This is a genomic window from Streptomyces viridochromogenes DSM 40736 (assembly GCF_000158955.1).
Classification (GTDB): Bacteria; Actinomycetota; Actinomycetes; order Streptomycetales; family Streptomycetaceae; genus Streptomyces; species Streptomyces venetus.
Genome location: NZ_GG657757.1, coordinates 1,654,595 through 1,681,257 on the forward strand (window position 1 = coordinate 1,654,595; position 26,663 = coordinate 1,681,257).

A 26,663-nucleotide genomic window follows, 5' to 3' on the forward strand; every position below is an offset into this window, starting at 1 on the left:
TAGTCGGCGGTGAGGTCGTTGGTCCAGATGGTGGCGGTCTCGGCACCGGCGGCGAGGTCGGCGACGATGTGCACCTCGCGGTAGCGCATGTCGACCTTCTCGCGGTCCTCGCCCACACCGCCGTTCTTGCAGACCCAGACGCCGTTGATGGCGACGTTCAGCCGGTCGGGCTCGAAGGCGGCGGAGGTGGTGCCGATGGCGGAGAGCACGCGGCCCCAGTTGGGGTCCTCGCCGTGGAGGGCGCACTTGAGGAGGTTGTTGCGGGCGATGGAGCGGCCCACCTCGACGGCGTCGTCCTCGGTCGCGGCGTTGATCACCTCGACCTTGATGTCCTTGCTGGCGCCCTCGGCGTCCCGGATGAGCTGCTGACCGAGGTCGTCGCAGACCTGCCGTACGGCCTCGGCGAACTCCGCGTACTCGGGAGTGACGCCGGCGGCGCCGGAGGCGAGCAGCAGCACGGTGTCGTTGGTGGACATGCAGCCGTCGGAGTCGACCCGGTCGAAGGTGGTGCGGGTGGCCGCCCGCAGGGCCCGGTCCAAGGCGTCGTCGTCCAGGTCGGCGTCGGTGGTGAGGACGACGAGCATGGTGGCGAGGCCGGGAGCGAGCATGCCCGCGCCCTTGGCCATGCCGCCGACGGTCCAGCCGTCCTTGGTCACGACGGACGTCTTGTGGACGGTGTCGGTGGTCTTGATGGCGATGGCGGCCTTCTCGCCGCCGTGCTCGCTCAGTGATCCGGCGGCCTTCTCGACGCCAGGGAGCAGCTTGTCCATCGGGAGGAGGACGCCGATCAGGCCGGTCGAGCAGACGGCGACCTCGATGGCGCCCCGGCCGAGGACCTCGGCGACCTTCTCGGCCGTCGCGTGCGTGTCCTGGAAGCCCTTGGACCCCGTGCAGGCGTTGGCGCCGCCGGAGTTCAGGACGACGGCGGACACCTGGCCGCTCTTGATGACCTGCTCGGACCACAGGACCGGCGCGGCCTTCACACGGTTGGAGGTGAAGACGCCGGCGGCGGCGCGGCGGGGGCCGATGTTGACCACGAGGGCCAGGTCGGGGTTGCCGTTCTCCTTGATCCCGGCGGCGATGCCCGCCGCCGTGAATCCCTTTGCTGCCGTCACACTCACGGCGCAACTCCGATCGTCGTCAGTCCCGTGGTCTCGTCGAGTCCCAGGGCGAGGTTCATGCTCTGCACGGCACCGCCGGCGGTGCCCTTGGTGAGGTTGTCGATGGCGCTGATCACGATGATCCGTCCGGCGGCCTCGTCGTACGCGACCTGCACCTGAACGGCGTTCGAACCGTAGACGGACGCCGTGGCGGGCCACTGGCCCTCGGGCAGCAGGTGCAGGAAGGGTTCGTCGGCGCAGGCCTTCTCGTAGACGGCGCGCAGGGACTCGCCCGTGACGCCGTCCTTCGCGGAGGCGCTGCACGTGGCGAGGATCCCGCGGGGCATCGGCGCGAGGGTCGGCGTGAAGGAGACGGAGACCGGCTCCCCCGCCGCCGCGCTGAGGTTCTGGGTGATCTCGGGCGTGTGCCGGTGCCCGCCGCCGACGCCGTACGGGGACATGGACCCCATGACCTCGCTGCCCAGCAGGTGGGGCTTGGGCGCCTTGCCCGCGCCGGACGTGCCGGAGGCGGCGACGATCACGGCATCGGGCTCGGCGAGGCCGGCGGCGTACGCCGGGAAGAGGGCGAGGGAGACGGCGGTCGGGTAGCAACCGGGCACCGCGACACGCTTGGACCCCTCCAGCGCGGCGCGGGCACCCGGCAGTTCGGGAAGACCGTAGGGCCAGGTTCCGGCGTGCGGCGAGCCGTAGAACTTCTCCCAGGCGAAGGCGTCCGTGAGCCGGAAATCGGCCCCCATGTCGATCACCAGCACGTCCGGTCCGAGCTGCTCGGCCACGGCGGCGGACTGCCCGTGCGGCAGGGCGAGGAACACGACGTCGTGCCCGGCGAGCACCTCGGCGGTCGTCTCCTGGAGCACCCGGCCGGCCAGCGGCAGCAGATGCGGCTGGAGCGCGCCGAGCCGCTGTCCGGCGTTGGTGTTGCCGGTCAGGGCGCCGATCTCGACCTCGGGGTGCGCCAGGAGCAGACGCAGCAGTTCCCCGCCCGCGTATCCACTCGCTCCGGCCACTGCCGCACGTACCGCCATGGAACCTCCTCCTAGAGGGCATGACTATACGTTTCTCTGCACGTTTATGCAATCCCATTCAGGTGCCGTGCGGCTACTCGGGGGCCCTGCCACCAGTGACGCCCGCGGTGCGGGCCACAGCCCCGGGGGACGGCGGCCCGCACCGGCGGGTCCTACTTCTGCTTGATCCGCAGGAACGTCACGGAGTTCGCCGGGAAGGTGTAGGTGAACTTCCCGGCCACCCCCCGGAAGGTCGACGTCACCGGGGTCACCGGTGTGTCCGTCTCGGTGTTCACGGCGCCCTCGTCGGCGGCCAGCGTGGTCACGCGAGCCGTGGAGGCGACCTTCGCGCCGCCCAGGTCGACGGCGGTACGGGCCTCGGCGGACTGGGCGTTGACGACCTTGACGATCAGGTCCCCGGTCTTGGCGTCCTCGGTGACGACCTGGCGGAACGGCTCGGCCGGCTTGTCGTCGGAGAAGCTGCCCCACTCCTTGCCGTCGAGGTAGAGAGTGACGTGACGGCCGCGGACCTTGATGTCGATGTCGTGGGCACGGCCCGTCTCGATCGACCCGGCCTTCGTCATCAGGGTGCCCTTGCCGCCGTCCACGGCCTGCTCGATCGCGGACTGGGTGTTGTTCCAGCCGCCCAGGTTCCACCAGTAGTAGTTGCCGGTGTCCTTGACGCCGAAGGCGACGAGGAAACCCTCCTTGCCGGACTTCTTGGTGGCCTTCACATGCAGGTCGTAGTCCTTCCAGGCCGGGTCGCCCGCCGTGACCATGGTGTTCTCGGTCGCGGCGTCCGTCTGGACGTAACTCCCGTCCTGGATGCTCCAGCTGCCGCGGCCGCTGCCCGTCCACTTCGAGGCGTCACCGGAGAAGTCGTCGCTGAGCAGCGTCGAGCCGTCCGCCGAGGTGACCTTCACGTCGTCGTAGGCGGCGCTGGTCGCCCACGTCGACAGGCCGACGGCGCCGGTGATCGGGCCGCTGACGTTCGGGGTGGTGGTGGCCTTCGAGGGGACCACGCGGTCGCCGACGTTGGTCATGAACAGCTTCTGGACCTCGTAGTTGGCGGAGTTCCAGGAGGCCCGGTTGTTGAACCAGATCATGTCCGGCCGCCACTGGACGTAGTCCTCGTTGGCGAGCAGCGGGGCGTACGAGGCGAGCTTGACGACGTCCGCGTTGCGCTCCAGGCCGGTCATGAAGGCGGCTTCGGAGAGGCCGTTCTTCCAGGCGTTGCCCTGGGAGGCGTACTCGCCGAGGAAGACCTTGGGGCCGTTCCGGTCGTAGGAGTCGTAGCGGTCGTTGTTCTGCAGGAACCAGTTCGGGCTGTTGTAGTAGTGCTCGTCGACCATGTCGACCTTCGCCTCGCGGTTGAGCTGCCAGGCGGTGTCGAAGGTCGAGCCGGCGTCGTCGGGACCCGAGTTGGAGATGACGGTGACGTCCGGGTACTTCGCCTCGACGGCGGCCCGGAACTGCTGGAAGCGGGCGAAGAACTCCTTCGGGAGGTTCTCCTCGTTGCCGACCTCGATGTGGGTGAGGTGGAAGGGCTTGGGGTGGCCCATCCGCGCGCGGACCTTGCCCCACGTGGAGGTCGCCGGGCCGTTGGCGAACTCGATGAGGTCGAGGGTGTCCTGGATGTGCCGCTCGAGCAGCGCCCCGTCGTCGGTGGCCTTGTTCTGACCGCAGCCGGTCACCAGGGCGGGGACGACGGGCAGCGGCATGGCGCCGATGTCCTCGGAGAGCCGGAAGTACTCGTAGTAGCCGAGGCCGTAGCTCTGGTTGTAGCCCCAGAAGTTGGCGTTGGTGGCGCGCTCCTCGACCGGGCCTACGGTGTCCTTCCACTGGTAGCTGCGCTTGCGCTGCCAGCCGCTCGCCTCGCTGTAGTCCTCCATGGATCCGGTGTTGACCAGGCAGCCGCCGGGGAAGCGCACGAAGCCCGGCTTCAGCGCGGCGATCTTCTCGGCGAGGTCCTTGCGCAGGCCGTTCGGCTGGTTCTTGTAGGTGTCGCGCGGGAACAGCGACACCATGTCGAGCGCGGCGGCGTTCGTGGAGGCCACGGCGAGGCGGCCGCGGTTGCTGGTGCGGGTGGCGGTGAACGTGGCCTTGTACTGGGCCCAGCCGCCCTTCACCGCGACCTGGCGGGCGGTGGCCAGCGTTCCCGCCGTGTCCTTCAGGGTGACGGTGAGCGTGGTGCCGCCCTGGGCGCGGGCCCACACGGAGAAGTCGTACGTCTTGCCCTGCTCGACCCGGACGCCGGTGTTGTAGCCGGCGTTGGTGACGGTCGAACCGGCGCCCAGGGAGAGGTAGTTGCGGTTGCGCTCGTTGAGCCGGCCGGAGTCGTCCACGACCTGGGCCGTACCGCCGACCGTCCAGGAGGTCAGGGGCGTGTAGGAACCGTTGTCAGCGGTGGAGTACTCGAAGGAACGGTTCTGCACGAGCTCGGCGTACAGACCGCCGTCGGCGGCCCGGTTGATGTCCTCGAAGAAGACGCCGTACATCATGTCGTCGATCTTCGCGCCCTTGGCGGACGACGGGTCGACGGTGATCGCGTAGTCGGTGACGTCCTCGGCGTGCGCGGGGGCCGGTACGAGGGCTGCTGCCGTCAGGAGGGCGGTGGTCGTGAGGCCGACTCTCCATCGGGTGCGGGCGGTGCGTGGCATGGATACTCCGCGGCTCTCTGGTAGAGGAGTGTTCGAAATATCAGACATTGATCAGCACTTCGAACGGCAAGATAGGGAGGGGGATCAAGCGCGTCAATGGGTCGCGCAGCAACGGCCGGGACGGAGAGCGGGGCGGAATGGGCGAGTTCTGGCCAGTACCGGACGTACTGACGTATCTGGCCGGGCACTGGCGGGTGGCGCGGTCGGTGCGGGATCTCGCGAGCGGCGAGGAGGGGCGGTTCACCGGCACCACCGCCTTCGGCGCACTGGACCACGGCGGGCTGCTGCACCACGAGTCCGGCACCTTCGTCTGGCAGGGCGTCGCCCGGCCGGCCGAGCGGACGCTGCGGTTCCTGCCGGGTCCGGGCGGCACGGCCGAGGTGCGGTTCGCGGACGGGCGGCCGTTCCACGACCTGGACCTGGCCTCCGGCCGGCACATCGCCGACCACCCCTGCGCGGCGGACCTCTACCGCGGCGAGTTCACCGTCACCGACGCGGACCACTGGCGGACGGTGTGGCGCGTGCGCGGCCCGGCCAAGGACCTGGTGCTGCGCACCGACTACGTGCGCGAAGGCTGAGCGGACACCCCGTCGAAGCGCAGGTTCCAGCGTCCCGCCCGGCCCGTCACGGCGGTCGTCGACAGCGGACGGACGTCGAGGTTCCAGTACGTCGAGGGCGGCGCCTTCAGCGCGTACACCAGGGCGGCACGGATCACGGACGGCTCGGCAACGGCCACCAGCCGGCAGCCGTCCTCGACGGGCCGGGTGTCGAGCCAGCCGCCGACCCGGGTGATGAAGTCCACCAGCGACTCCCCGCCGTGCGGTGTGGCGCGCGGGTCGGCGAGCCAGGTGTCCACGGCCTCCGGCTCCCTGGCCATCGCCTCGCCCAGGGTCAGCCCCCGCCACCGGCCCATGTCACAGTCCCGCAGCCCGAGCTGCACGAGCGGCGCGTATCCGAGCCCCTCCCCCGTCGCCCGGCTGCGCGGCGTGGGCGAGCAGTACCGCAGCTCGGCGGCGGCGAGCGGCAGCAGCTCGTGGGCGACGCGCTCCACCTCGCCCCAGCCGGCCTGGTCCAGCGGCCGGTCGTCCTCGAAACGCTCGGCGAGCAGCGGGGAGCTGCGGGCAGCGGCGACGAACGTGACCCTCAGTGGCATGCGGGGATGGTGCGTCCCGCAAGTGCGCAGGTCAAGAGATGTTACCTGGGAGTTACCCAGGGTGTGCCCGCCCTCACTGGTCGAAGATGAGCGCCATCCAGTGCTCGGGGACCTCCAGCCCGGCGAACCCGAGCTTCTCGTAGACGCCGTGCGCGTCGTGCGTGGCGAGCAGGACCCGGCGCACCCCGTACCGCCGCAGCTCGTCCCGTACGGCCGTCAGGAACGCGGTGCCGATGCCCTTGCCGCGCACCGACGGGGCGACGTACACGTCGCACAGCCAGGCGAAGGTCGCCCGGTCGGTGATGACCCGGGCGTAGGCCACCTGCTCTCCCGAAGCGGTGTCGAACACCCCGAAGTTGAGCGACCCCTCGATCGCCCGGTCCTGCTTCTCGCGGGGGCGGCCCAGCGCCCAGTACGCGTCGGTGGACAGCCAGTGGTGCACGCGCGCGGCGTCGATACGGCCGGGGTCGGTGGAGATCTCGTAGCCCTCGGGCAGGCTCGGCGTGTCGGTCATGACGGGATGCTCGCAGGTCGCCCGCCACGCGTCGAACACTTATCCCAGGACCTCGTCGCAGGCCGTGCGCAGCCGCCGTACCCCCTCGGCGATCTCCCCGGTGCCCGCGACGGCGGCGAAGCTCAGCCGGATGTGCGCGGCCGGCGGCTCGGCGCTGAAGTAGGGGCGGCCGGGGGCGAGCGCGACGCCGGCCCGCAGGGCGGCCGCCACCAGACCCGACTCGTCCGTCCCGTCGGGCAGACGAGGCCACAGGTGGTAGCCGCCGGACGGGACGTGCGGCAGGGCGAGTTCCGGAAGGTGCAGCGCGAGCGCTCCGGTCATCACGTCCCGGCGTGCCTTCAACTCGGCGGACACGGACCGCAGATGGCGCGGCCAGGCGGGCGAGCCGACGAGTTCGAGCGCTGCCTCCTGCAGGGGCCGGGGAACGAAGAAGGTGTCGACGACCTGGATCGCGCGCAGCCGTTCCAGGACCGGGCCGCGCGCCGCCAGGGCGCTCACCCGGAAGCTCGGCGAGGTCGCCTTGGTCAGCGAGCAGACGTGCACGACGACACCGTCGGGGTCGTCGGCGGCCAGCGGGCGCGGCAGCGGCCCGGCGTCCTCGTGCACGAGCCGCCGCACGAAGTCGTCCTCGACGACGAACGCGCCCGCCTCACGGGCGATGCGCAGCACCTCGCGGCGCCGCTCGGGCGCGAGCACGGCACCGGTGGGGTTCTGGAAGAGCGGCTGGCAGACGAAGGCCGGGGCGCCGCTGGCCCGGAACGCGTCGGCGAGCAGCGCGGGTTTCACGCCGTCCGCGTCCACCGGTACGGGCACCGGACGCAGGCCCGCGGCACGGGCGATGGCGAGCATGCCGGGGTACGTCGGCGACTCGACCAGGACGGGGGCCCCGGGCGGGGCGAGGGCGCGCAGGGCGGTGGTGAGCGCGGACTGCCCGCCGGCGGTGACCAGCACCTCGGCGGCCGTGAAGGACCCTCCGATACCCCGCGCGAACCACTCGCGCAGTTCCGGCAGCCCCTCCATGGGCGGGCGCCCCCATGCTCCGGGACGGCGTCCCGCGCGGGACAGGGCGGCGGCCATCGCCCGCTCCGGCTGCAACGACGGGTGCAGATAGCCGCCGTTGAACTCGATCACGCCGGGCGGCGGGGCGGCCAGCGAGACCAGCACCCCGGAGGCGTCCACCGAGCGCGGTACGAGATCGGCGGCACCGTCCGCGCTGAGCGCGACCTCCTGCCAGGAGGTGTCCCCGGCGGGGGCCGGTGCCGTCCGGACCGGGGCCCGGAAGGCGCCCGCGCCGGGCCGGGTGACCACCAGCCCCTCGGAGGCGAGCTGGGCCAGGGCCCGCGACACGGTCACCGGGCTCACCCGGAACCGCTCGACGAGGGCCCGACTCGACGGCAGCTTTCCACCGGGCGAGTAGCGGTCGAGCTCGTCCCGCAGCCGTTCCGCCAGTTCACCGACGCTGCTACGCTCATGCATGAGAGCACAGAGTAGCGCTACTGCCGCACCACGGATAGCAGTCGCCGAGGCCCCGGACCGCCCCGGCCTCGGCACCCTCCAGGCCGCCCTCGGCGTCGTCGCCTTCTCCCTCACGTTCCCGGCCACCGCCTGGGGACTGGAGGGATTCGGGCCCTGGCCGCTGGTCGCCGTGCGGAGCGTGCTGGCCGCGGTGATCGCGGGCGGCTGTCTGCTCGCCCTTCGCGTTCCGCTGCCCGCCCGCCGCCACTGGCCGGGCCTCGCGGTCGTCGGGGCCGGTGTCGTGCTCGGCTTCCCGCTGCTGACCACGCTGGCGCTGCAGACCTCGACCACCGCGCACGCGGCCGTGGTGGTCGGACTGCTCCCGCTCACCACCGCGCTCTTCTCCGCCCTGCGGGTCGGTACCCGGCCGTCGCGCACCTTCTGGATCGCGGCTCTCGCCGGAGCCGCGGCGGTGCTGGCCTTCACCGTGCAGCAGAGCGGCGGCGCTCTGAGCACGGCCGACGTGTACCTGTTCGCGGCACTGCTGGTGTGCGCGGCCGGCTACACCGAGGGGGGCCGGCTGGCCCGGGTCATGCCGGGCTGGCAGGTCATCGGCTGGGCGCTCGCGCTGTGCCTGCCGCTGACCGTGCCCGCCGCCGCGCTGGCACTGGCGCAGGAGCCCGTGCACCTCACCGCGCACAGCGTCACCGGGCTGCTGTGGGTCGCGGCGGGCTCGCAGTTCCTCGGTCTCGTCCTCTGGTACCGGGGCATGGCGGCGATCGGCATCCCGAAGGCCAGCCAGTTGCAGCTCGCCCAGCCCCTCCTCACACTGGTGTGGTCGGTGCTGCTGCTGGGCGAGCACCTGACGGTGGCGGCCCCACTGACGGCCGCGGCGGTACTGGTCTGCATCGCCGTCACCCAGCGGGCCCGCGGCTGAGCCAGACGGCGCACGGCCCCTGCCGACCCGCGTCCCCCGCCGTAGACTCGTGGCCACGGACCGCTCCGCAGCTCGTGACCAGCCCATCGTGAGGAGGCCCCAGATGCGCGCAACCGTGGGCGACCATCTTGTCCAGCACGGCAGGGTGGTCGGTCAGCACGACAAGGTCGGCGAGATCGTCGAAGTGCTGGGTCAGGAGGGCAACCCCCCGTACCGCGTCCGGTTCGAGGACGGGCACGAGGGCGTCTGCTCACCAGGGCCCGACACCGAGATCCGGCACCGGGAGACCACCACCGGGCCGTGACTCAGCGCGGGGGAAGCGCCGGCTGCCCGTAGTGGTCGGCGACGACCCGCGCCATGGCCCCGATCCGATCGGCCGCCATGTCCTTGGCGGCGAAGAAGACGTGCCCGCGCACCTGTGCGTGACGCCCGGCCAGCGTCAGGTGCCGGGACAGCTCGGCCGGATCCTGCCAGGCCGCGGGCTGCGCCGGGTCACCCGCCTTGTACAGCGCCTCCCCCACGTAGAGCTGTGTCGAGCTGCCGCGCGCGACCTCCGCCCACCACGGCACGAGCTTCGCGTAGTCGGCGGCGGCGAAGCCGATGTTCCAGTACAGCTGCGGGACGATGTAGTCGATCCAGCTCTCGCGCACCCACTTGCGGGTGTCCGCGTGCAGGTCGTCGTACGTCTGCACACCCGCCCGGGTGTCCGAGCCCTGCGGGTCGGTGGCGGCGTTGCGCCACACGCCGAAGGGGCTGATGCCGAAGCGGACGCCGGGCCGGATCTGCTTGATGCGGTCCGCCGTCTCGCGCACCAGCTTGTCGATGTTGTCCCGCCGCCAGGCGGCCCGGTTCGGGAAGCCGGCGCCGTACTCGCGGTAGGCCGTGTCGTCGTCGAAGGTCTGGCCCGCCACCGGGTACGGGTAGAAGTAGTCGTCGAAGTGGACGCCGTCCAAGGGGTACTTGGCCACCGCGTCGAGCATCGCGTGCTGCACGAAGGCCCGGACTTCGGGCATCCCCGGGTTGTAGTAGAGCTTCCCGCCGTACGTGACCACCCAGTCCGGGTTCGTACGGGCGGGATGGTCGGCGGCGAGCCGGGTCGGGTCGGCATGGGTGGCGACCCGGTACGGGTTGAACCAGGCGTGCAACTTCAGCCCGCGGGCGTGGGCCTGCTCGACGGCCGTGCCCAGCGGGTCCCAGCCGGGATCCTTGCCCTGGGTCCCGGTGAGGTACTGCGACCACGGCTCGTACGGCGAGGGCCACAGGGCGTCCGCCGTGGGCCTGACCTGGAAGATCACAGTGTTGAGCCGGTCGCGGACCGCCCTGTCGAGGTGGGCGGCCAGCTCGGCGCGCTGCTGCGCGGCGGTCAGCCCCGGCTTCGAGGGCCAGTCGCGGTTGGCCACGGTGGCCAGCCACACCCCCCGCATCCCGGAGGCCGCCTTACCGCCCGACGTACTGTTTCCCTTGGGCGCGGCCGACGCCGGAGGCACCATCGTGAAAGCCGACAGCGCCGCCACCGCGAACGCCCTGCGTGACACTCGTCCCATCCGCATGCCCCAAACAGCCGCGGATCCGCCCCGTCGCGGATCGCTCCGGGGTCAGCATGCCCGAAGCGGACCCGCCCCCCTCGATCGATCATCGATACTTGGGAGTAACGTGCACGAACGGAGCAGGCGCCGGGACCCGGAGCACCTGCCCAGAAGTGGATCAGCAGCGAAAGGGACGATGTGACGGACACCCCAGCGGGAGACATTGCACGCGTCGGAGTCGTGGGCTGCGGTCAGATGGGCGCGGGGATCGCCGAGGTGTGCGCCCGGGCCGGTCTGGACGTCATGGTCGCCGAGACCACCGGCGAGGCCCTGGAGATCGGCCGGACCCGGCTGTTCAGCTCCCTGGCCAAGGCGGCGGAGCGCGGCAAGATCACCGAGGAGGAGCACGAGGCCACCCAGGCCCGGCTGAACTTCACCACGGACCTCGGCGAGTTCGCCGACCGGGACCTCGTGATCGAGGCCGTCGTCGAGAACGAGCAGGTCAAGACGGAGATCTTCCAGGTGCTCGACCAGGTCGTGACCCGGCCCGACGCCATCCTGGCCTCCAACACCTCCTCCATCCCGCTGGTGAAGCTGGCGGTGGCGACCTCCCGGCCCGACCAGGTCATCGGCATCCACTTCTTCAACCCGGCGCCGGTGCAGAACCTCGTCGAGCTGATCCCGGCGCTCACCACCTCCGAGGGCACCCTCGGCCGCGCCCAGCTGTTCACCGAGAAGGTGCTGGGCAAGCACGCGATCCGCGCCCAGGACCGGTCCGGCTTCGTGGTGAACGCGCTGCTGATCCCCTACCTGCTCTCCGCGATCCGCATGTTCGAGACGGGCATCGCCAGCCGCGAGGACATCGACAACGGCATGGAGATGGGCTGCGCCCACCCGATGGGCCCGCTGAAGCTCTCCGACCTCATCGGCCTGGACACGGTCGCCTCGGTCGCCCAGTCGATGTACGAGGAGTACAAGGAGCCCCTGTACGCCGCTCCCCCGCTCCTCCAGCGCATGGTCGACGCGGGCCGCCTGGGCCGCAAGACCGGGTCGGGCTTCTACACGTACTAGGCTGATTACAGACGGTCAGATTTCGGCCAACCAACGGGCCCGGCACCAGAATTGGTGCCGGGCCCGTGGCATTCACACACCGTGTGCGCGGCGGGCTCGCATATGCCCGTCGCACACGCTCCCCAGGCGCCCACCAGGCGAGTTGACTCCTCTGCGCACACCAGGGATGTGACACGACTACGGAAAGGAGCGGACTCGTGACCGCCGATCCCGAGCATCCCGTCGTTCATGGAGAACTCGCAGAGTTACGACGCCGCCTCGATGTGGCATACGCCCGCGTCGAGGGCGGGCTGGCTCTGCTCAGCCACCGCACCGAGGAGACCGCCAAGGAGATCGAGGAACTCAACACCCGGATCCACACGCTCGAACACGCGCGCTGGCCGCTGCCCGCGGTCGCCGCCCTCACCGCCGTGGGTGCCCTCGTCATGGCGATCTGGCAGGTATTCGGACGCTAGGGCCTGTCTGACGGGCCCGAGGACACGTCGGTTCAGGGCAACGTGTCCTGTCCGAGCCTGAGATGGTGCAGCAGAAGTAACGCGGCCGCCATGTTGGCGGCCGGGACCTCGCCGCGGGCGACCATGTCGGGGACGAGCTTGAGAGGCACCCATTCCCGGCGGTCCGACTCGAAGTCGTCCACGGGGTGCCCGACGTACTCGCCCTCGTCGGCCCAGTACACGTGGTGCCGGGCGTCGGTGAGCCCGTTGGACGGCTCCACGCTCATGAGGTGGTGCAGGGGTCCCGGTCGCCAGCCGGTCTCCTCCTCCAGTTCCCTGGCGGCCGCGCGGGCGACGTCCTCGCCGTCCTCGACGACGCCCGCCGCGAGTTCCCACCCCCAGCTGTCCGTGATGAAGCGGTGCCGCCACAGCAGCAGCACCTCGTTGGCCTCGTTCACCACCGTGGCCACGGCAACGGGCCGCAGCCGTATGAGGAAGTGGTCGAGATGCCGGCCGTCCGGCAGTTCGACATCCGCGAGATTGACGCTGAACCAGCGGTTTGAGTACACAGCTTGTTCGTTGTGTTTCGTCCACTGCACGGTTCTGCCACCTTCCGTCGAGTAAGTGGCAATATCGCAGCAGGGACGGACGGACAGCAGGCGCACGGGAAGCGGCTCGGGATCAGGCGGGCGCCGCTGCCCGGATCTACAACGGTACGCGCAGTGCTCCGTCGATGAGTTCGGCGGCCTCGGCCGTGCCCGCGCACCTGCTGCGCACCAGGTGCTCGCGGACCGCGCGCAGCCGGTCGCGCAGCCGCTGCGACTCCATGCCGCGGGCCTGCTCGGCCATCTGCACGGCGATGGCCACCGCCTTGTCCGCGTTGCCCTGCCGCAGTTCGATGGTGCTGAGCATGGCCAGCCGGTGCACCCGGCCGCGGTCGTGCGCCGGGTTGTCGACGGCGGCGGCGGCGTGCTCCCCGGCGGCCGCGATCTCCCCGAGGCTGAGTAGCGCCTCCGCCACCTGGACGTTGACGAGCCCCGGCTGGACGTAGCCGGTCTCATCGGGCTCGTAACCCCGCCGGATCCGCTCCGCCGCCTGCTCGGCCCGCCGGATGCACGACAGGGCGCTGGTGCCGTCACCGAGGTGGGCGTAGGCCTTGGCCTGCATCGCGTACAGGTCGGAGGCGAGCGCCGGCGTGATGTGCTTGCCGGCGGCCCGCAGCGCGGCCTCCGCGAAGGCGACGGACTGCCGGTACTCCCGCATGTACAGCGACTGGTTGACGAGCAGCGCGATCACGTACGCGCCCAGCCCCCGGTCCCCGCTGGCCTTCGCGAGCCGCAGGGCCTGGTGGAAGTAGCGCTGGGCGAGCCCGTGCGCGTCGGAGTCATAGGCGCAGATCCCGGCGACGGCCACCAGACCTCCGGTGGCGCGGTGCAGTTGACGCCCCGTCTCGTCGGTGTAGCTGCCGCGCAGCAGCGGAGCGGCCTCGGAGTTGAGGAACCCGACGATCCGGGCCCGCGTCGCGATGCCCCCGGCCTTGCGGTACATCTGCTCGTAGTGCGTCCGGGCGGACCGCAGCATCTCCAGGTCACCCGCGGTGACCCGGTGTCTGCCGCCGCGGGAGACGTCCACGTCCTCGGGCGGGTTCTCCCACTCCCACACCGGCATGACGGCCGGCGTGCCGGTGAGCGCGGGCGCGCCCAGGATGTGCGGGCGCTGCTGCTGGTCCGAGCGCCACAGGGCGGTGGCCCGCTCGACGAAGCCGGACAGGGACCCTGTGTGCGGGGCGGCGGGCTCGCCGGGCACCCCGAGCCCGATGTCGTCGAGGGTGACCTGCCGCTGCAGCCGGGCGGCGAGCACCTCGCAGATCAGGTCGGGTACCTGGCCCCGGGGGCGCTGCCCCTTCAACCACCGGGCGACGGCGGTGTGTTCGTATCTCAGGGACAGGCCACGTGCCCGTCCCGCCTGGTTGACGTGTGCGGCCAGCCCCGCGTGCGAGATCCCGGCCTCGTCCAGGATCGCGTCGAGCAGAGTGTTGGGCTGCATGTGGGCCCCCCGGTGGCTCGGTGCGGCCAGATTAGTGGTTCCGCCTTCACACGGGGTGTGAACGGAGTGCTCGAATCCGCGCTGTGCGCGCACTGTCGCTCAGCGTCGCCGGCCGGTTGACTGAAATGCCTCGAAAGAGGCCGGCCGGGCCGCCGGCTCCCCCTCGTACAGTGCGGCGGCCCGCACCCGCCGTCCGCCCGGCTGCCTGCCCGACACTCCGTGGCGGGGCGGACGGCATCGCCGGCCCTGGCCGGGCCGGTCATCGCCCTGGTGTCAGCGGTGCGTTGCCGGCCGCGGGTGCGTCGTGGCCGGTCGCGCAGTTCCTCCCCGCGCCCCTGAGGGGCGTGGGCCGGCCGTTGGCGATGACCATCAGGGCGATGTCGTCGGGTGGTGTGCCCCGGGTGTGGTGCAGGAGGGCGGAAGAGATCCGGCCGATGACGCGCTGCGAGGAGAGCGGACCGTCCGCCGCGACGTTCGTCAGAACGCTGGACAGCGGGAAGAACCGGCCACGGGCGTCCCGCGCGTCCTGGGCGCCGTCCGTGTGGAGGAAGAGCGCGTCACCGTGCTCCAGGTAGCCCAGGCCTACGGTGGGCAGCTCGGCCGGCAGGGGGAACAGGCCGAGGGGAGGGTGCGGATCCGCCGGGGCGAGTTGGTCCACGCCGGACTCGCCCATCCGATAGGGCCACGGATGCCCGCAGTTGAGGGCGAGCATCTCGCCGTCGGGCCGGATCTCCACGAGCAGCAGGGTGACGAACTCCTCGGCGGCGCTCGCGGGATGCTCCTGCCGCAGATGCCGGGCCAGGGCACGGTCCAGCCGGCGCAGCACCCCGCCGAGATCCTGCTCGTCGTGCGCGGCCTCACGGAAACACCCGAGCACGGCGGCGACGGTCCCGAACGCCCCGATCCCGTGCCCGCGCACGTCGCCCATCACGGCCCGCACGCCGTACTCGGTGGCGACGACCTCGTACAGGTCACCACCGATCGCGGCGCCGCGCTCGGCCGACAACTGGGCGGCGGCGACGTCCAGTCCGTCGACCCGCGAGGGCAGCGGCCGCAGCAGCGCACTCTGTGCGGCGCCCGCGACCCGGCGCAGTTGGCGCAGCTCACGCATCAGCGTCTGCCGCACATGGAGGATCAGCCCGGTACCGACCGAGAAGAACACGGCGCTGGTGACGATCCGCGCCCCCAGGTCGGTCTCCTGGGCGAGCGGGCAGGTCAGCTTGTACGTGACGGCCGCCGCGCCCCACACCACGGGCAGACCGAGGCCGCGCACCACCCGACCCTTGACGCGGATCATGCCGACGGCCCCCCAATTAGGCCCTGACACACAGAATCGGACCGGCCCAGAAGGCCGGTCCGATTCTGTCGACAGCACGCCCGAAAAGGCAGGATCACCCACCTTTACCACTCAAACGAGTGAGGCAACCCGACCTTCTTTCCTGGGGGGCGCGGGGAACTGCGCGAACAGCCGCTCAGCTCCGCAACTCGGCGCCCACACGCTCGCCCGCGAGGGCGACCGCCGCGTCCCGGGCCGCGGAAGCCTCGTCCACGGTCAGCGTCCGGTCAGGGGCCCGGAACCGCAACGCGTACGCCAGCGACTTGCGCCCCTCCCCCAGCTGCTCGACGTTCTCGTACACGTCGAACAGCCGGATCGACTCCAGCAGTTCCCCGGCCCCGTCGCGCAGGGCCTCCTCGACCTCCGCCGCCGGAACGACCGCGTCGACGACCAGGGCGACGTCCTGCGTGGCCACGGGGAACGTGGAGATGCGTGGCGCCTGGACGGTCGCGTCACCGGCCGATTCCACCGCGTCCAGGTCGATCTCCATCGCACAGGTCCGTGCCGGAAGGCCCAGGGCCTTCACGACCCGCGGGTGCAACTCACCGGCATGGCCCACGACGCGCTCGGCACCGTCCACGGTGATCGCCAGCTCGGCGCACCGCCCCGGGTGCCACGGCCCGTACTGCCCGTTGCGAACGACCAGTTCGGCACCGGCCTCACGGGCCACCGTCCGCGCCGCCTCCACCGCGTCGGCCCAGTCGGCCGGACGGCCCTTGCCCCACCAGCCGGCCTGCTCGCGCGCACCGGCGAGGACGACCGCGGCGTGCCGCGGCTGCTCGGGCAGCGCCGCGTCCAGCTCGGCGAGCTCCTCGTCGGTCGGGCGGCGGTCGACGGGCAGCACGGCGGCGATCCGCCGCTCCTCGCGGGGCCGGAAGACCAGACCCGTCTCGAACAGCGCGAGGTCGTGCGAGCCCCGGCCGTCGTTGCGCCGCAGGGCGCCCAGCAGGCCCGGCAGCAGCGACGTGCGCAGCGCGGGCTCCTCGTCGCTCAGCGGGTTGCTGAGCTTCACGACGCGGCGGGCCGGGTCGTCCGCCTCGAGGCCGAGCTGGTCGAAGACCTGCTCACCGATGAACGGGTAGTTCAGCGCCTCGACGTACCCGGCACCGGCCAGGGCACGGCCGACGCGGCGGTGCAGCCGCTGCCGGTCCGTCAGGCCGAGACCGGCCGGCGGCTTGGGCAGCGTGGAGGGCAGGTTCTCGTAGCCCTCCAGCCGGATGACCTCTTCGGCCAGGTCGTTCGGGTCGGTGAGGTCGGGCCGCCAGGACGGCACGGTGACGATCAGCTCGTCCTGCCCGTACACGTCGCAGCCGATCTCCTGGAGCCGCCGGACGACGGTCTCCCGGCCGTAGGCGACGCCCGCGACCTTGTCCCGGGTGGTCGGCCGGGATGGTGATGGTGCGCGGCGCGGTCGGCGCGACGACCTCGGTGACGCCGGCCTCGGCGGTGCCGCCCGCGAGGAGGACCAGCAGGTCGACCGTGCGCTGTGCGGCGGCAGCGGCGGCCTGCGGGTCGACGCCGCGCTCGAAGCGCCGGGACGCCTCGGAGGACAGCTTGTGGCGGCGGGCCGTGCGCGCGATCGACGTCGCGTCGAAGTGCGCCGCCTCGATGACGACGTCCGCGGTGGCGTTCTCCACGTCGTCGTGGTCGGCGATCTCCGTGTTGGCGCCGCCCATGACGCCGGCGAGTCCGATGGGGCCGCGGTCGTCGGTGATCACCAGGTCCTCGGCGTCCAGCGTGCGCTCGACGCCGTCGAGGGTGGTGAGCTTCTCGCCCTGCTCGGCCCGGCGCACGCCGATCGTGCCCTGGACCAGGCCGCGGTCGTAGGCGTGCAGCGGCTGACCGAGCTCCATCATCACGTAGTTGGTGACGTCGACGGCGAGTGAGATCGGGCGCATGCCGACCTTCTGCAGGCGCCGCTGGAGCCAGATCGGGGAGCGTGCCTCGGCGCTCAGGCCGGTCACGGTGCGGGCGGTGAAGCGGTCGCAGCCGGTGGGGTCCGCGATCTGCACCGGGTAGCCGTAGGCGTTGGGGCCGGGCACGTCGATCAGGGCCGGGTCGCGCAGCGGCAGGCCGTAGGCGATGGCGGCCTCGCGGGCGACGCCGCGCATCGACAGGCAGTAGCCGCGGTCGGGCGTGACGGCGATGTCGAGGACCTCGTCGACCAGCTCGAGCAGTTCGACGGCGTCCTTGCCGATCTCGGTCTCCGGGGGCAGCACGATGATGCCCTTGGTGCCGTCGTCGCCCATGTTCAGCTCGTCGCTGGAGCAGATCATGCCGCGGGACATCCGGCCGTAGGTCTTGCGCTCGGCGATCTGGAAGTCACCGGGCAGGACGGCGCCGGGCAGCGCCACGACGACCTTGTCGCCGACGGCGAAGTTCCGGGCGCCGCAGATGATCTCCTGCGGCTCGCCCGTGCCGTTGGCCTGGCCGACGTCGACGGTGCAGAAGCGGATCGGCTTCTTGAAGTCGGTCAGCTCCTCGATGGTGGCCACCTGGCCCACCACCAGCGGACCCTTGAGGTCGGCGCCGAGCTGCTCGACGGTCTCGACCTCGAGTCCGGCCGAGACGAGCTTGTCCTGGACGTCGCGGCCGGATTCCGTCGCCGGCAGGTCGACGTACTCCCGCAGCCAAGAAAGCGGGACCCGCATCAGATCTCCATCCCGAACGGCCGGGTGAACCGGACGTCACCCTCGACCATGTCTCGCATGTCCTCGACGTTGTGGCGGAACATCAGCATCCGCTCGATGCCGAACCCGAAGGCGAACCCGCTGTACTTCTCGGGGTCGACGCCGCAGGCGGTGAGCACCCGCGGGTTGACCATGCCGCAGCCGCCGAGCTCGATCCAGCCCTCGGACGAGCAGGTGCGGCAGGGGCGGTCGGGGTTGCCGACGGACTCGCCCTTGCAGACGTAGCAGAGCATGTCCATCTCGGCGCTCGGCTCGGTGAAGGGGAAGTAGTTCGGCCGCAGCCGGGTCTTCATGTCCGCGCCGAACAGGGCCTGGACCATGTGGTCCAGGGTGCCCTTGAGGTCGGCCATCGTCAGGCCCTCGTCCACCGCGAGCAGCTCGATCTGGTGGAAGACGGGCGTGTGCGTGGCGTCCAGCTCGTCGGTGCGGAACACCCGGCCGGGGCAGACGATGTAGACCGGCAGCTCACGGTCGAGCAGCGCACGGGCCTGCACCGGAGAAGTGTGGGTGCGCAGGACGACGCCGGAGCCGGACTCCTCGGTGCCCTCGGGCCCCTGCACGAAGAAGGTGTCCTGCATCTGCCGGGCCGGGTGGTCGGGCAGGAAGTTCAGGGCGTCGAAGTTGAACCACTCCGCCTCTGCCTCCGGCCCCTCGGCGATCTCGTAGCCCATGGCCACGAAGACGTCCGCGACCCGCTCCATCATGGTGGTGAGCGGGTGCCGGGCGCCGGCCGGTACGCGGTCGTAGGGCAGCGTGACATCCACCGCCTCCTCGACCAGCACGCGGGCGTCCCGCTCGGCCTCGAGCTCGGTCTGGCGGGCGGCGAGGCCCTTGTTCACGGCGCCGCGGGCCTGGCCGACGCGCTTGCCCGCGTCCGCCTTGGCGTGCGGGGGCAGGGCGCCGATCTCGCGGTTGGCGAGGGCCAGCGGGGAGGCGGGGCCGGTGTGGGCGACCTTGGCCTCGTGGAGCGCGTCGAGGGAGTCCGCGGCGGCGAAGGCGGCGAGCGCCTCGTCCCGCATGCGCTCGATCTCTTCCGGTTTCAACGCCTCGACCTCGACAGGGTCGTACGACTTATTCGGTGCCGACATCTCTTCCCGTGCTTCCGATTGGCTGGCTGATGGTCCCCGTCACCCACTCCGCGACTCGCGAGGGCCGTGTGAAGGACACAGAGGTGCCAATGGCCGAGTCTAACGGGGTGGAGATGGACGAATGCGCCCGCGGGCGGCTCAGGCGAGATATGCCGGAGCGCTCACGGGCAACGTAAATCGGAACTCGGCGCCGGCGCCGGGCGCGCGGCCGACCTCGATGGTGCCTCCGTGGGCCTCGACGATGCCCTTGACGATGTAGAGCCCGAGGCCCGTGCCACCGCGCTTGCTGCCCCGCCAGAAGCGGGTGAAGACGCGGTTCATGGACTCCTCCGGGATGCCGGGCCCCTCGTCGCTCACCGTGACCGACGTGGCCGCTTTCTCGCCCTGCTCGGCGTGCTCGCCGTCGCGGGGGGACGCCGTGGCCGTGACGTCGATCGTGACAGTTCCCTCGCCGTGCCGCACGGCATTTTCCAGGAGGTTGCTGAGCACCTGGTCGATCTTGTCGGGGTCGGCCCACAGGTCGGGCAGCGGCTGCTGGACGCGCAGCAGGAACCGGTCGGCGGGCTGCCCCGCGGCGACGTAGGCGTGGATGTGCCGTCCGACGGCGGCGCCGATGTCGACGGGCTGGCGCCGCACCTCGAGCCGGCCGGAGTCGATCCGTGAGATGTCGAGCAGCTCGGCGATGAGCCGGGTGACGCGGTCGGCGTCGGCGTCGACGGTCTCCAGCATCAGCCGCTTCTGGTCGTCGGTGAAGCGTTCCCACTTGGCGAGCAGCGTGGCGGTGAAGCCCTTGACCGAGGTGAGCGGGGAGCGCAGTTCGTGGGCGACGGTGGCGATCAGCTCGGCGTGGCTGCGCTCGGTGCGGCGCCGGGCCTCGGTGTCGCGCAGGGTGACGACGAGGCGGCGGACGGGTCCGGTGGGCCGGGTGCGGACGTAGCGCGCGGAGACCAGCACCTCACGGCCGCCCGGCAGCAGGAGGTTGCGCTCAGGCTGCCCGACGCGGATGGCGAGGCCGCCGTACGGGTCGGTCAGCTGCCACCAGCGGCGCCCTTCCAGGTCCTCTAACGGCAGGGCCTTCTCCAGCCGCTGTCCGAGGGCGTCCCGGGCGGGGACGGCGGTGATGCGCTCGGCGGCGGCGTTGAAGCAGATGACGCGGCCCTGCTCGTCGGCGACGACGAGGCCGTCGGGCAACTGGTCCGGGTCGATGCCGAGGCCGGCGAGATCACCGGGCGGCCGGGACGCGGCAGGCGGGCTCCCGGCGTCCTGGGCCCCCTGGCCGCTGCTCGTGCCGACACTCATCCCCGTACCCCACCTCTCAGGCTCCGCAGAGGGTCCCTGAGCTGGTCACCTTACTAGTTCCCGGTGACGGAGCGGCACCCTGCGGGGGCGCGCTGTGCACGCGCCGACGCATAGAGACATACGGCGGCGGCGGTGGCGAGGTTCAGGCTCTCGGCCTTCCCGTGGATCGGGACGCGTACGACGGCGTCGGTGAGGGCGCGGGTCTCTTCCGGCAGGCCCCAGGCCTCGTTGCCGAAGACCCAGGCGGTCGGCCCGCCCATGGTGCCCTTGTCGAGCTCGGCGTCGAGGTCGCGGTCGCCCGCCCCGTCGGCGGCGAGGACGCGGACACCCTCGGCCCGCAGCCCCTCGACCGCCCGCTCCACGGACACACCGACGGCGACGGGCAGGTGGAACAGGGAGCCGACGGAGGCCCGGACGGCCTTGGGGTTGTACACGTCGACGGAGGCGTCGGTCAGCACCACGGCCTCGGCACCGGCCGCGTCGGCGCAGCGCAGCACGGTCCCGGCGTTGCCGGGGTCACGCACGTTCGCGAGCAGGGCGACGAGCCGCGGGCGGGCTGCGAGGACCTCCTCGAAGGGCGTGTCCAGGAACCGGCAGATCCCGACGAGGCCCTGGGGCGTGACGGTGGTGGAGATGTCGGCGACGACCTGCTCGGAGGCGAGGTGCACCCGGGCGCCGGCGTCCCGGGCGGCCCCCACGATGTCGGCGTACCGCTCGGCCGCCTCCGGCGTGGCGAACAGCTCCACGAGCGTGGCCGAGCCTCCGGCCCGGTGCTCCGCCGCCTCCCGCGCCGCCTGCGGTCCCTCCGCGAGGAACAACCGCTCCTTCCCCCGGAAGTTCCGCTTGGCCAGCCGCCGCGCGGCCAGGACGCGGGAGGAGCGGGGGGAGATGAGCTCGGGGGTGGGCATGCGATTCACCTTGTCACTAACTCGGACACAGCAGGACCCGCAGGCCGTCGGCCTGCGGGTCCTTCAGTCACGTCGGCTCAGTGCCGGCGCGGCGTCACGCGGCCTTCGGCGCGTTGACGTCGCTCGGCAGCGCCTTCTGGGCGACCTCGACGAGCGCGGCGAAGGCGCCGGCGTCGTTGACGGCCAGCTCTGCCAGGATCTTGCGGTCGACCTCGACGTTCGCGGCCTTCAGACCCTGGATGAAGCGGTTGTAGGTCATGCCGTTGGCGCGGGCAGCGGCGTTGATGCGCTGGATCCACAGCTGGCGGAAGTCACCCTTGCGCTTCTTGCGGTCGTTGTAGTTGTAGACCAGCGAGTGGGTGACCTGCTCCTTGGCCTTGCGGTACAGGCGCGAACGCTGACCGCGGTAGCCGGAGGCCTGCTCGAGGATCGCCCGGCGCTTCTTGTGGGCGTTGACTGCCCGCTTGACGCGTGCCACTTCTTAACTCCTTGTAGCGGGGCCGCGGTGGTACTCACACGGCCCGAAATCGATTGGGTCCCGGTCCTGACGTGCGGCGCTCACGCGCCGGGCGTCACTTGCCGAGAAGCTTCTTGATCTTCTTGGCGTCGCCCGGGGCCATCTCGGCGTTGCCGGTGAGGCGACGCGTCACACGGGACGACTTGTGCTCGAGCAGGTGGCGCTTGCCGGCGCGCTCACGGAGCACCTTGCCGGAGCCGGTGACCTTGAAGCGCTTGCTGGACCCGCTGTGCGACTTGTTCTTCGGCATAGCGCCGTTCTCTCCTCGTCGGTGGCGCTCCGATGCCCGGTCGCGAAACCGGGCACGGTGGAGCGTCGTCTTGTTTCGGTTGCTTTCCTGGGACTCGCGTCCCGGGGGTCACGCCTCGGCGGGCTCCTCGGCGGGCGCCTCGGCGGGCGCCTCGGCCTCCGCGGCGTTCTGCGAGCGGCCGGGGTTGGCCTTCGCGTCCGCCTTGCGGGCCTCCTGCGCCTGGCGAGCCTCGGCCATCGCCTCGGTCTTCTTCTTGTGCGGACCGAGAACCATGATCATGTTTCGGCCGTCCTGCTTCGGGTTCGACTCCACGAAACCGAGGTCCTGGACGTCCTCCGCGAGACGCTGCAGCAGTCGGTAGCCCAGCTCGGGCCGGGACTGCTCGCGACCACGGAACATGATCGTGATCTTGACCTTGTCGCCCTGCTTGAGGAACCGGACGACGTGACCCTTCTTGGTGTCATAGTCGTGCGGGTCGATCTTCGGCCGGAGCTTCATCTCCTTGATGACCGTGTGCGCCTGGTTCTTGCGCGCCTCACGGGCCTTCATGGCCGACTCGTACTTGAACTTCCCGTAGTCCATGAGCTTGCACACGGGCGGACGGGCGTTCGCCGCGACCTCGACCAGGTCCAGGTCGTACTCCTGCGCAAGCTCCAGTGCCTTGGCCAGCGGGACGATGCCCACCTGCTCGCCACTGGGACCGACAAGTCGCACCTCGGGAACGCGAATCCGGTCGTTGATGCGGGGCTCGGCGCTGATGGATCCTCCTCGGTAGCACCACGCGGCGGTCTGGCGGACGGCCGCGTTACGTCTCTATTCGATAGACCTAACCGCGTCGAAGCAGAAAAAATGCCCCGGACGATCCCAGGCGGGGCTCCTCGAACTACCGGAGCACCGCCGCGGGGTGCCGCGGGGCGCGCTTTCGGACGGATCGCCGCCGCTGGGACGGGACCGTCTGACCGGTGACCCGACGCCCTGAGGGCGGTCAGGTGGGAGTTCGAAAGCCTCCACTTGTGGGCCGGGCTCGCGGGCCGCTAGGCATACGGGTCCGACCGGTCGTTACACGAGGTTACCAGCAATGGCCAGGAACGGCTAATTCAGGCGCCTCGGGGGCCGGTACGGCGCGCGCCCCCGCTGCGCCTATCGTGTGGGGCATGAGTGAGACCCCTCCTGAGTCCCCCGACTTCGACGCCATGGCCCGCGACATCGCCGAGGTCCCGGCGGTCGAGGTGATCGTGACGGTCGCCGTCAACCTGATGAGCGCCGCCGCCGTGAAGCTCGGTCTGACCGAGGAGGGCGACACGCACAAGGACCTCGACGAGGCCCGCAAGCTGGTGCACGCGCTGGCCGGTCTGCTGGACGCGACCGCGACCGAGATCAGCTCCTTCCACGCGGCTCCCCTGCGCGACGGCCTGAAGTCGCTCCAGCTCGCCTTCCGCGAGGCCTCGCTGGTCCCGGACGAGCCGGGCAAGGGGCCGGGCGAGAAGTACACCGGCCCGGTCTACGGCTAGTTCCCGCCGCGGCTGACCTCCCGCGTCAGCGTTCGTACAAGGGCTCGCCCGGAGGCGTCGCCCCGGCCGGCAGCAGTGCCAGGTCGAGGCCGCGCACCAGGCGGGCCCTCAGTGTCTCGTCGGCGGCGAGCCGCCGGGCGACGGCCTGCGCGGCCTCGGCCGGGGCCGCGGACGGGTCCAGGACGAGGGCGAGGGTGCCGTCGGCCTGGCCCGGCCCGAGGTGGGCGCGCAGGACGGCGGGCTCGGCGGCCACGGCCGCGCGTACGGCCCCGACGACGGCCGGGTCGGCGAGCGGGTCGGTGCTCGTACGGCCCTCCGCGAGGGCGAGCAGCGCGGGCCCGGTCAGTTCGAAGGGCACGGGTCCGGCCAGGTCGAGCACGACCGTGTCCGCCTTCTCGTGCGCCGCCGCCTGGAGCGCCTGGTGCAGCGGTACGGCGACGGGGCGGGCCGCCGGGTCCCAGCGGGCGAGGGAGTCGGTGGAGGTGAAGGCCGGGAGGGCGGTGCGGTTTCCGGCCTTCAGGGTCGGGACGGCCATGTCGCTGGTCTTCTCGCGGCGCAGTCCCCGCTCGTCCTCCTCGACCTCGCCGAGCACGGCCACGACGGGGACGAGCAGCCGGGCGCCCTTGAGGGCGTCCAGGACCGGCCCCACGGCATCCCGGTCCTCGGACCAGGCGGCGAGTGCCGCGCCCAGCCGGGGGTCGGCGGAGCCGTCGTCGTCGGAGAAGCCGGGGTCGGGGATGTTCTTGTTCGCCCACGGTCGTCGACCCCTATAGGCCCGGGTGCCGACGCGTCGGCAGCCGTTTCCGGTGCTCGGCTCCCTGGAAGGTCGTCTCCATTGAAGTTCGTCTCCTAAGGAGTTCGTCTCCTAGAAGTCGTCGCGGCTCGCGCGCCGGCCACGCCACAGGGCCACGGCCGCGACCAGCAGGACACCGCCCGCGCCGCCCGCGAGGGGGGCGGCCCAGTCGGCGGTGTCGCCCCCGGAGGCGGCGTCGTCCGGGCCGCCGCCGAAGTACTTCCCGCCGTACGCCGCCGAGTGCAGGCCCTCCGGCCGGATCCGGTCGGCGGCCTTGATGGCGGCGGCCGGGTCGACGAAGCCGAAGCCGCGGGAGTCGTCGCGACCCCCGGCGGGGGCGTTGCGGGCGGTGTCCTCCAGGAGCGTCTTGACCTGGGCCGGGGTCAGGTCCGGGTGCGCGGCCTTGATCAGGGCGGCGGCTCCGGAGACGAAGGCGGCGGCGGCGCTGGTGCCCCAGCCCTCGTAGTACTTCTGGTCGGGATCGGCGATGACGACGTCGACACCCGGGGCGCTGACGGTGGCGTACCAGCGGCGGGTGGAGAAGGTGGCGCGGGTTCCCGAGCGGTCGACGGCGGTGGCCGCGATGACGCCGGGGTAGGCGGCCGGGTAGGAGATGTGGTCGCCCTTCTCGCCGCCGTTGCCGGCGGAGGCGACGACGATCACGCCCTTCTTCAGGGCGTACTGGATGGCCTGGTCCTCGGTCGGTTCGGGGTGCGCGGAGGACGAGTCGTCGCCGAGGGAGAGGTTGATGACGTCGGCGCCGTGGTCGGTGGCCCAGCGGATGCCCTCGGCGAGGGCGTTGCCGCGGGTGCTGCGGGCCTTGGCGCGGGAGGAGTCGCCGTCCTCCAGGATCACGCGGACGGGGAGGATCTTCGCCTCGGGGGCGATGCCGATGACGCCGTCGGCGTTGCCCGGACCGTGTCCGTGGCCGGCGATGATGCCGGCCATGGCGGTGCCGTGGCGGGCCCAGGCGCGATCGCCCTTCTGCGCTCCGAAGCCGACCAGGTCCTTGCCGGTGAGGACGTTGCCGGTCAGGTCGGGGTGGTCGGCCTCGACGCCGGTGTCCAGGACGGCGACGGTGACGCCCTCGCCCTTCGTGGTCTGCCAGGCCTCCTGCGTGTGCATGGCCTCCAGGGCCCACTGCTGGGCGCGGATGCCGTCGGCGTGGGCGGTGGTGGCGGGGAGGAGGACGAGGCCGGCGGCGAGCAGGACGCTCAGCGCCGCGGACCGGCCGGCCCCGGCGGCTTTCCCGGCCGGCCTTCTGGTGGCTTTCACGACGGCTGCTCCGAGGCCGAGCGGACGTTCTTGCGCAGGCCGCGTTCGACGCGGTCGGCGAGGCCCTGTGCCTCGTTGCCGAGTCCTGCCTGGGCCTGGGCGGTGGTGGCTCCGGACTGCATGGCGTCCTCGGCGGGCTGCGGGTCGTCGACGCTGCGGCCGTCGGCCCAGCCGGAGACGGCGTAGACGACGACCGGGGCCTCGGTCAGCACGGAGATGGTCCAGGAGGCGCGCTGGTCGGCCCCGAAGTGGGCGGCGGGCGTGTCCTTGGCGGCGTACGGCAGGGGCATCAGGTCGCTGCGGCGGTCCAGGCGCTCCTTGCGGAAACGGTTCGCGAGGGAGGTCATGCCCGGGGCGTCGGCCGTGGTGAAGAGCAGGCCGACGGTGGTGACGTGGCTCTGGGTGGCGTCGGTGTAGGTGGCGCGCAGGAGCCGCTCGCAGCCGACGGGTGCCAGCGCCTTGCGCAGCAGGGGGTCGAAGGCGCCCTTGCAGCCGCTGTCCGGGGCGACGGCGATACGGGTCCAGGTGCGGTCGGCTCCGCCGGGGCCGGCGCCCTGCCCTTCCACGGTGGGCGGGAACAGCTGGTCGACCGGGACGTTGTGCCACAGGCTCCCGGCGGCGGCGAAGGTGCTGCGCGTGCCTTCGTCGCCGGAGTCCCCGACGAGCCAGCTCCCGGTGACCGCGCCCGAGATGAGCCCCAGTCCGAGCACGAGACAGACGGCGGCCGCGGCGGCCTGCGACGCACCGCGCCGCCCGAGCGGCCGGGGCTGTCCGTCGCCGTCGTACCCCTCGGGCGCTCCGAAGGACACGAGGGGCCGCGACAGGGGGGCGCTCCAGGAGAGGGACGGGTCGGGGGTCACGGGTGTGGGCGCGTGCGGAGTGGACGGAGCCGACGGGACGGGGGCCGGATCCTGGGCCGGTGCGCCGGGGACGGGCCGGTGGGTGGGCGCGGACGGCATGCGCATGCCGCGCCCGGTGGTGGCGCGAGTGTCGGCACCGGGTCCGGCACCGTCACCCGCGCGCGTTTCGTGTGCGGGGCGCGCCGGGGCGCCGGGCCGCGCGGCGCCGGCTCGGT

General features: G+C 71.9%; 25 protein-coding genes and 1 pseudogene. 6 read left to right on the plus strand and 20 right to left on the minus strand.

What is annotated here, in order from left to right:
* From argJ to SSQG_RS07160, 3 genes are all read right to left on the minus strand, one after another.
* The coding region (argJ, locus tag SSQG_RS07150; protein WP_003989055.1) for a bifunctional glutamate N-acetyltransferase/amino-acid acetyltransferase ArgJ at nt 1–1,121 on the minus strand (1,121 nt) is incomplete at its 3' end.
* Complete coding sequence (argC, locus tag SSQG_RS07155) at nt 1,118–2,146, minus strand: N-acetyl-gamma-glutamyl-phosphate reductase (protein WP_003989056.1); 1,029 nt, start codon at nt 2,144–2,146, stop codon at nt 1,118–1,120. The genes argJ and argC, both read right to left, overlap by 4 nt.
* 152 nt (nt 2,147–2,298) lie before the next feature.
* Nucleotides 2,299–4,785 carry an alpha-L-arabinofuranosidase C-terminal domain-containing protein gene (locus tag SSQG_RS07160; protein WP_003989057.1) on the minus strand — a complete coding sequence of 829 codons (2,487 nt, stop codon included), beginning with the start codon at nt 4,783–4,785 and terminating at the stop codon, nt 2,299–2,301.
* Between the two features lie 137 nt (nt 4,786–4,922).
* Here SSQG_RS07160 and SSQG_RS07165 point away from each other — a divergent pair, with 137 nt between their 5' ends.
* Nucleotides 4,923–5,363, plus strand: a complete 441-nt coding sequence (locus SSQG_RS07165; RefSeq protein ID WP_003989058.1) for a DUF6314 family protein — start codon at nt 4,923–4,925, stop codon at nt 5,361–5,363.
* Here SSQG_RS07165 and SSQG_RS07170 read toward each other — a convergent pair.
* The 3 genes from SSQG_RS07170 to SSQG_RS07180 all read right to left on the minus strand — a co-directional run bounded on the left by SSQG_RS07170 (nt 5,345) and on the right by SSQG_RS07180 (nt 7,928).
* Nucleotides 5,345–5,938, minus strand: coding sequence for a histidine phosphatase family protein (locus SSQG_RS07170; protein WP_003989059.1), 594 nt, complete (start codon nt 5,936–5,938; stop codon nt 5,345–5,347). The two genes, SSQG_RS07165 and SSQG_RS07170, sit on opposite strands and share 19 nt — an antisense overlap.
* A gap of 73 nt (nt 5,939–6,011) precedes the next feature.
* Entirely contained in the window at nt 6,012–6,452 is a 441-nt protein-coding gene (locus tag SSQG_RS07175; RefSeq protein WP_003989060.1) for a GNAT family N-acetyltransferase, read from the minus strand.
* Nucleotides 6,453–6,491: 39 nt separating this feature from the next.
* On the minus strand, nt 6,492–7,928 hold the full coding sequence (locus SSQG_RS07180) for a PLP-dependent aminotransferase family protein (RefSeq protein WP_003989062.1): 1,437 nt from the start codon (nt 7,926–7,928) through the stop codon (nt 6,492–6,494).
* Between SSQG_RS07180 and SSQG_RS07185 the strand changes: the two genes are divergently transcribed.
* A complete protein-coding gene (locus tag SSQG_RS07185) occupies nt 7,927–8,844 on the plus strand; it encodes a DMT family transporter (RefSeq protein ID WP_003989061.1) in 918 nt (305 codons plus the stop codon). The two genes, SSQG_RS07180 and SSQG_RS07185, sit on opposite strands and share 2 nt — an antisense overlap.
* A 103-nt stretch (nt 8,845–8,947) precedes the next feature.
* Nucleotides 8,948–9,148 carry a DUF1918 domain-containing protein gene (locus SSQG_RS07190; protein WP_003989063.1) on the plus strand — a complete coding sequence of 67 codons (201 nt, stop codon included), beginning with the start codon at nt 8,948–8,950 and terminating at the stop codon, nt 9,146–9,148.
* Nucleotide 9,149: 1 nt separating this feature from the next.
* Here the strand turns inward: SSQG_RS07190 and SSQG_RS07195 are convergent, their stop codons facing one another.
* On the minus strand, nt 9,150–10,388 hold the full coding sequence (locus SSQG_RS07195) for a glycoside hydrolase family 10 protein (protein ID WP_039934852.1): 1,239 nt from the start codon (nt 10,386–10,388) through the stop codon (nt 9,150–9,152).
* A gap of 180 nt (nt 10,389–10,568) precedes the next feature.
* Here SSQG_RS07195 and SSQG_RS07200 point away from each other — a divergent pair, with 180 nt between their 5' ends.
* Both SSQG_RS07200 and SSQG_RS07205 read left to right on the plus strand, forming a co-directional pair.
* Nucleotides 10,569–11,441 carry a 3-hydroxybutyryl-CoA dehydrogenase gene (locus SSQG_RS07200; RefSeq protein ID WP_003989065.1) on the plus strand — a complete coding sequence of 291 codons (873 nt, stop codon included), beginning with the start codon at nt 10,569–10,571 and terminating at the stop codon, nt 11,439–11,441.
* Nucleotides 11,442–11,638: 197 nt separating this feature from the next.
* Nucleotides 11,639–11,896 (plus strand): hypothetical protein, encoded by a 258-nt coding sequence (locus SSQG_RS07205; RefSeq protein WP_003989066.1) that lies wholly within the window; start codon nt 11,639–11,641, stop codon nt 11,894–11,896.
* Nucleotides 11,897–11,928: 32 nt separating this feature from the next.
* Here the strand turns inward: SSQG_RS07205 and SSQG_RS07210 are convergent, their stop codons facing one another.
* The 10 genes and pseudogenes from SSQG_RS07210 to infC all read right to left on the minus strand — a co-directional run bounded on the left by SSQG_RS07210 (nt 11,929) and on the right by infC (nt 22,768).
* Nucleotides 11,929–12,474, minus strand: a complete 546-nt coding sequence (locus tag SSQG_RS07210; RefSeq protein WP_003989067.1) for an NUDIX hydrolase — start codon at nt 12,472–12,474, stop codon at nt 11,929–11,931.
* A 106-nt stretch (nt 12,475–12,580) separates the two neighbouring features.
* On the minus strand, nt 12,581–13,921 hold the full coding sequence (locus SSQG_RS07215) for a hypothetical protein (RefSeq protein WP_003989068.1): 1,341 nt from the start codon (nt 13,919–13,921) through the stop codon (nt 12,581–12,583).
* Nucleotides 13,922–14,180: 259 nt separating this feature from the next.
* Entirely contained in the window at nt 14,181–15,218 is a 1,038-nt protein-coding gene (locus SSQG_RS07220) for a SpoIIE family protein phosphatase (RefSeq protein ID WP_039932095.1), read from the minus strand.
* 175 nt (nt 15,219–15,393) lie between these two features.
* A pseudogene (gene pheT / locus SSQG_RS07225) lies at nt 15,394–17,908 on the minus strand (phenylalanine--tRNA ligase subunit beta).
* Nucleotides 17,908–19,035, minus strand: coding sequence for a phenylalanine--tRNA ligase subunit alpha (gene pheS / locus SSQG_RS07230; protein WP_003989071.1), 1,128 nt, complete (start codon nt 19,033–19,035; stop codon nt 17,908–17,910). The pseudogene pheT and the gene pheS overlap by 1 nt, the downstream one beginning before the upstream one ends.
* Before the next feature lie 138 nt (nt 19,036–19,173).
* Entirely contained in the window at nt 19,174–20,334 is a 1,161-nt protein-coding gene (locus tag SSQG_RS07235) for a sensor histidine kinase (RefSeq protein ID WP_003989072.1), read from the minus strand.
* A 53-nt stretch (nt 20,335–20,387) separates the two neighbouring features.
* Nucleotides 20,388–21,242, minus strand: coding sequence for a TrmH family RNA methyltransferase (locus SSQG_RS07240; RefSeq protein ID WP_039932097.1), 855 nt, complete (start codon nt 21,240–21,242; stop codon nt 20,388–20,390).
* A gap of 94 nt (nt 21,243–21,336) precedes the next feature.
* On the minus strand, nt 21,337–21,720 hold the full coding sequence (gene rplT / locus SSQG_RS07245; RefSeq protein WP_003989074.1) for a 50S ribosomal protein L20: 384 nt from the start codon (nt 21,718–21,720) through the stop codon (nt 21,337–21,339).
* A 94-nt stretch (nt 21,721–21,814) separates the two neighbouring features.
* Nucleotides 21,815–22,009: a 50S ribosomal protein L35 gene (gene rpmI / locus SSQG_RS07250; RefSeq protein WP_003989075.1), complete on the minus strand. Its 195-nt coding sequence runs from the start codon at nt 22,007–22,009 to the stop codon at nt 21,815–21,817.
* Between the two features lie 108 nt (nt 22,010–22,117).
* Complete coding sequence (gene infC, locus SSQG_RS07255) at nt 22,118–22,768, minus strand: translation initiation factor IF-3 (RefSeq protein WP_003989076.1); 651 nt, start codon at nt 22,766–22,768, stop codon at nt 22,118–22,120.
* A gap of 395 nt (nt 22,769–23,163) precedes the next feature.
* Between infC and SSQG_RS07260 the strand changes: the two genes are divergently transcribed.
* A complete protein-coding gene (locus tag SSQG_RS07260) occupies nt 23,164–23,520 on the plus strand; it encodes a DUF1844 domain-containing protein (RefSeq protein ID WP_078506821.1) in 357 nt (118 codons plus the stop codon).
* Between the two features lie 25 nt (nt 23,521–23,545).
* Here the strand turns inward: SSQG_RS07260 and SSQG_RS07265 are convergent, their stop codons facing one another.
* From SSQG_RS07265 to SSQG_RS07275, 3 genes are all read right to left on the minus strand, one after another.
* A complete protein-coding gene (locus tag SSQG_RS07265; RefSeq protein ID WP_039932100.1) occupies nt 23,546–24,259 on the minus strand; it encodes an SseB family protein in 714 nt (237 codons plus the stop codon).
* A 126-nt stretch (nt 24,260–24,385) separates the two neighbouring features.
* Nucleotides 24,386–25,588 (minus strand): type VII secretion-associated serine protease mycosin, encoded by a 1,203-nt coding sequence (mycP, locus tag SSQG_RS07270; protein WP_003989079.1) that lies wholly within the window; start codon nt 25,586–25,588, stop codon nt 24,386–24,388.
* The coding region (locus SSQG_RS07275; RefSeq protein ID WP_244299068.1) for a hypothetical protein at nt 25,585–26,663 on the minus strand (1,079 nt) is incomplete at its 5' end. The genes mycP and SSQG_RS07275, both read right to left, overlap by 4 nt.

Coding starts and splice junctions, on each gene's coding strand:
- SSQG_RS07215 (WP_003989068.1), bottom strand. CDS start 13,921: ATGCAGCCCAACACTCTGCTCGACGCGATCCTGGACGAGGCCGGGATC.
- pheS (WP_003989071.1), bottom strand. CDS start 19,035: ATGTCGGCACCGAATAAGTCGTACGACCCTGTCGAGGTCGAGGCGTTG.
- SSQG_RS07165 (WP_003989058.1), top strand. CDS start 4,923: ATGGGCGAGTTCTGGCCAGTACCGGACGTACTGACGTATCTGGCCGGG.
- SSQG_RS07190 (WP_003989063.1), top strand. CDS start 8,948: ATGCGCGCAACCGTGGGCGACCATCTTGTCCAGCACGGCAGGGTGGTC.
- SSQG_RS07195 (WP_039934852.1), bottom strand. CDS start 10,388: ATGGGACGAGTGTCACGCAGGGCGTTCGCGGTGGCGGCGCTGTCGGCT.
- SSQG_RS07260 (WP_078506821.1), top strand. CDS start 23,164: ATGAGTGAGACCCCTCCTGAGTCCCCCGACTTCGACGCCATGGCCCGC.
- SSQG_RS07170 (WP_003989059.1), bottom strand. CDS start 5,938: ATGCCACTGAGGGTCACGTTCGTCGCCGCTGCCCGCAGCTCCCCGCTG.
- argC (WP_003989056.1), bottom strand. CDS start 2,146: ATGGCGGTACGTGCGGCAGTGGCCGGAGCGAGTGGATACGCGGGCGGG.
- SSQG_RS07220 (WP_039932095.1), bottom strand. CDS start 15,218: ATGATCCGCGTCAAGGGTCGGGTGGTGCGCGGCCTCGGTCTGCCCGTG.
- rpmI (WP_003989075.1), bottom strand. CDS start 22,009: ATGCCGAAGAACAAGTCGCACAGCGGGTCCAGCAAGCGCTTCAAGGTC.
- SSQG_RS07160 (WP_003989057.1), bottom strand. CDS start 4,785: ATGCCACGCACCGCCCGCACCCGATGGAGAGTCGGCCTCACGACCACC.
- SSQG_RS07180 (WP_003989062.1), bottom strand. CDS start 7,928: ATGCATGAGCGTAGCAGCGTCGGTGAACTGGCGGAACGGCTGCGGGAC.
- SSQG_RS07175 (WP_003989060.1), bottom strand. CDS start 6,452: ATGACCGACACGCCGAGCCTGCCCGAGGGCTACGAGATCTCCACCGAC.
- SSQG_RS07185 (WP_003989061.1), top strand. CDS start 7,927: ATGAGAGCACAGAGTAGCGCTACTGCCGCACCACGGATAGCAGTCGCC.
- SSQG_RS07235 (WP_003989072.1), bottom strand. CDS start 20,334: ATGAGTGTCGGCACGAGCAGCGGCCAGGGGGCCCAGGACGCCGGGAGC.
- SSQG_RS07240 (WP_039932097.1), bottom strand. CDS start 21,242: ATGCCCACCCCCGAGCTCATCTCCCCCCGCTCCTCCCGCGTCCTGGCC.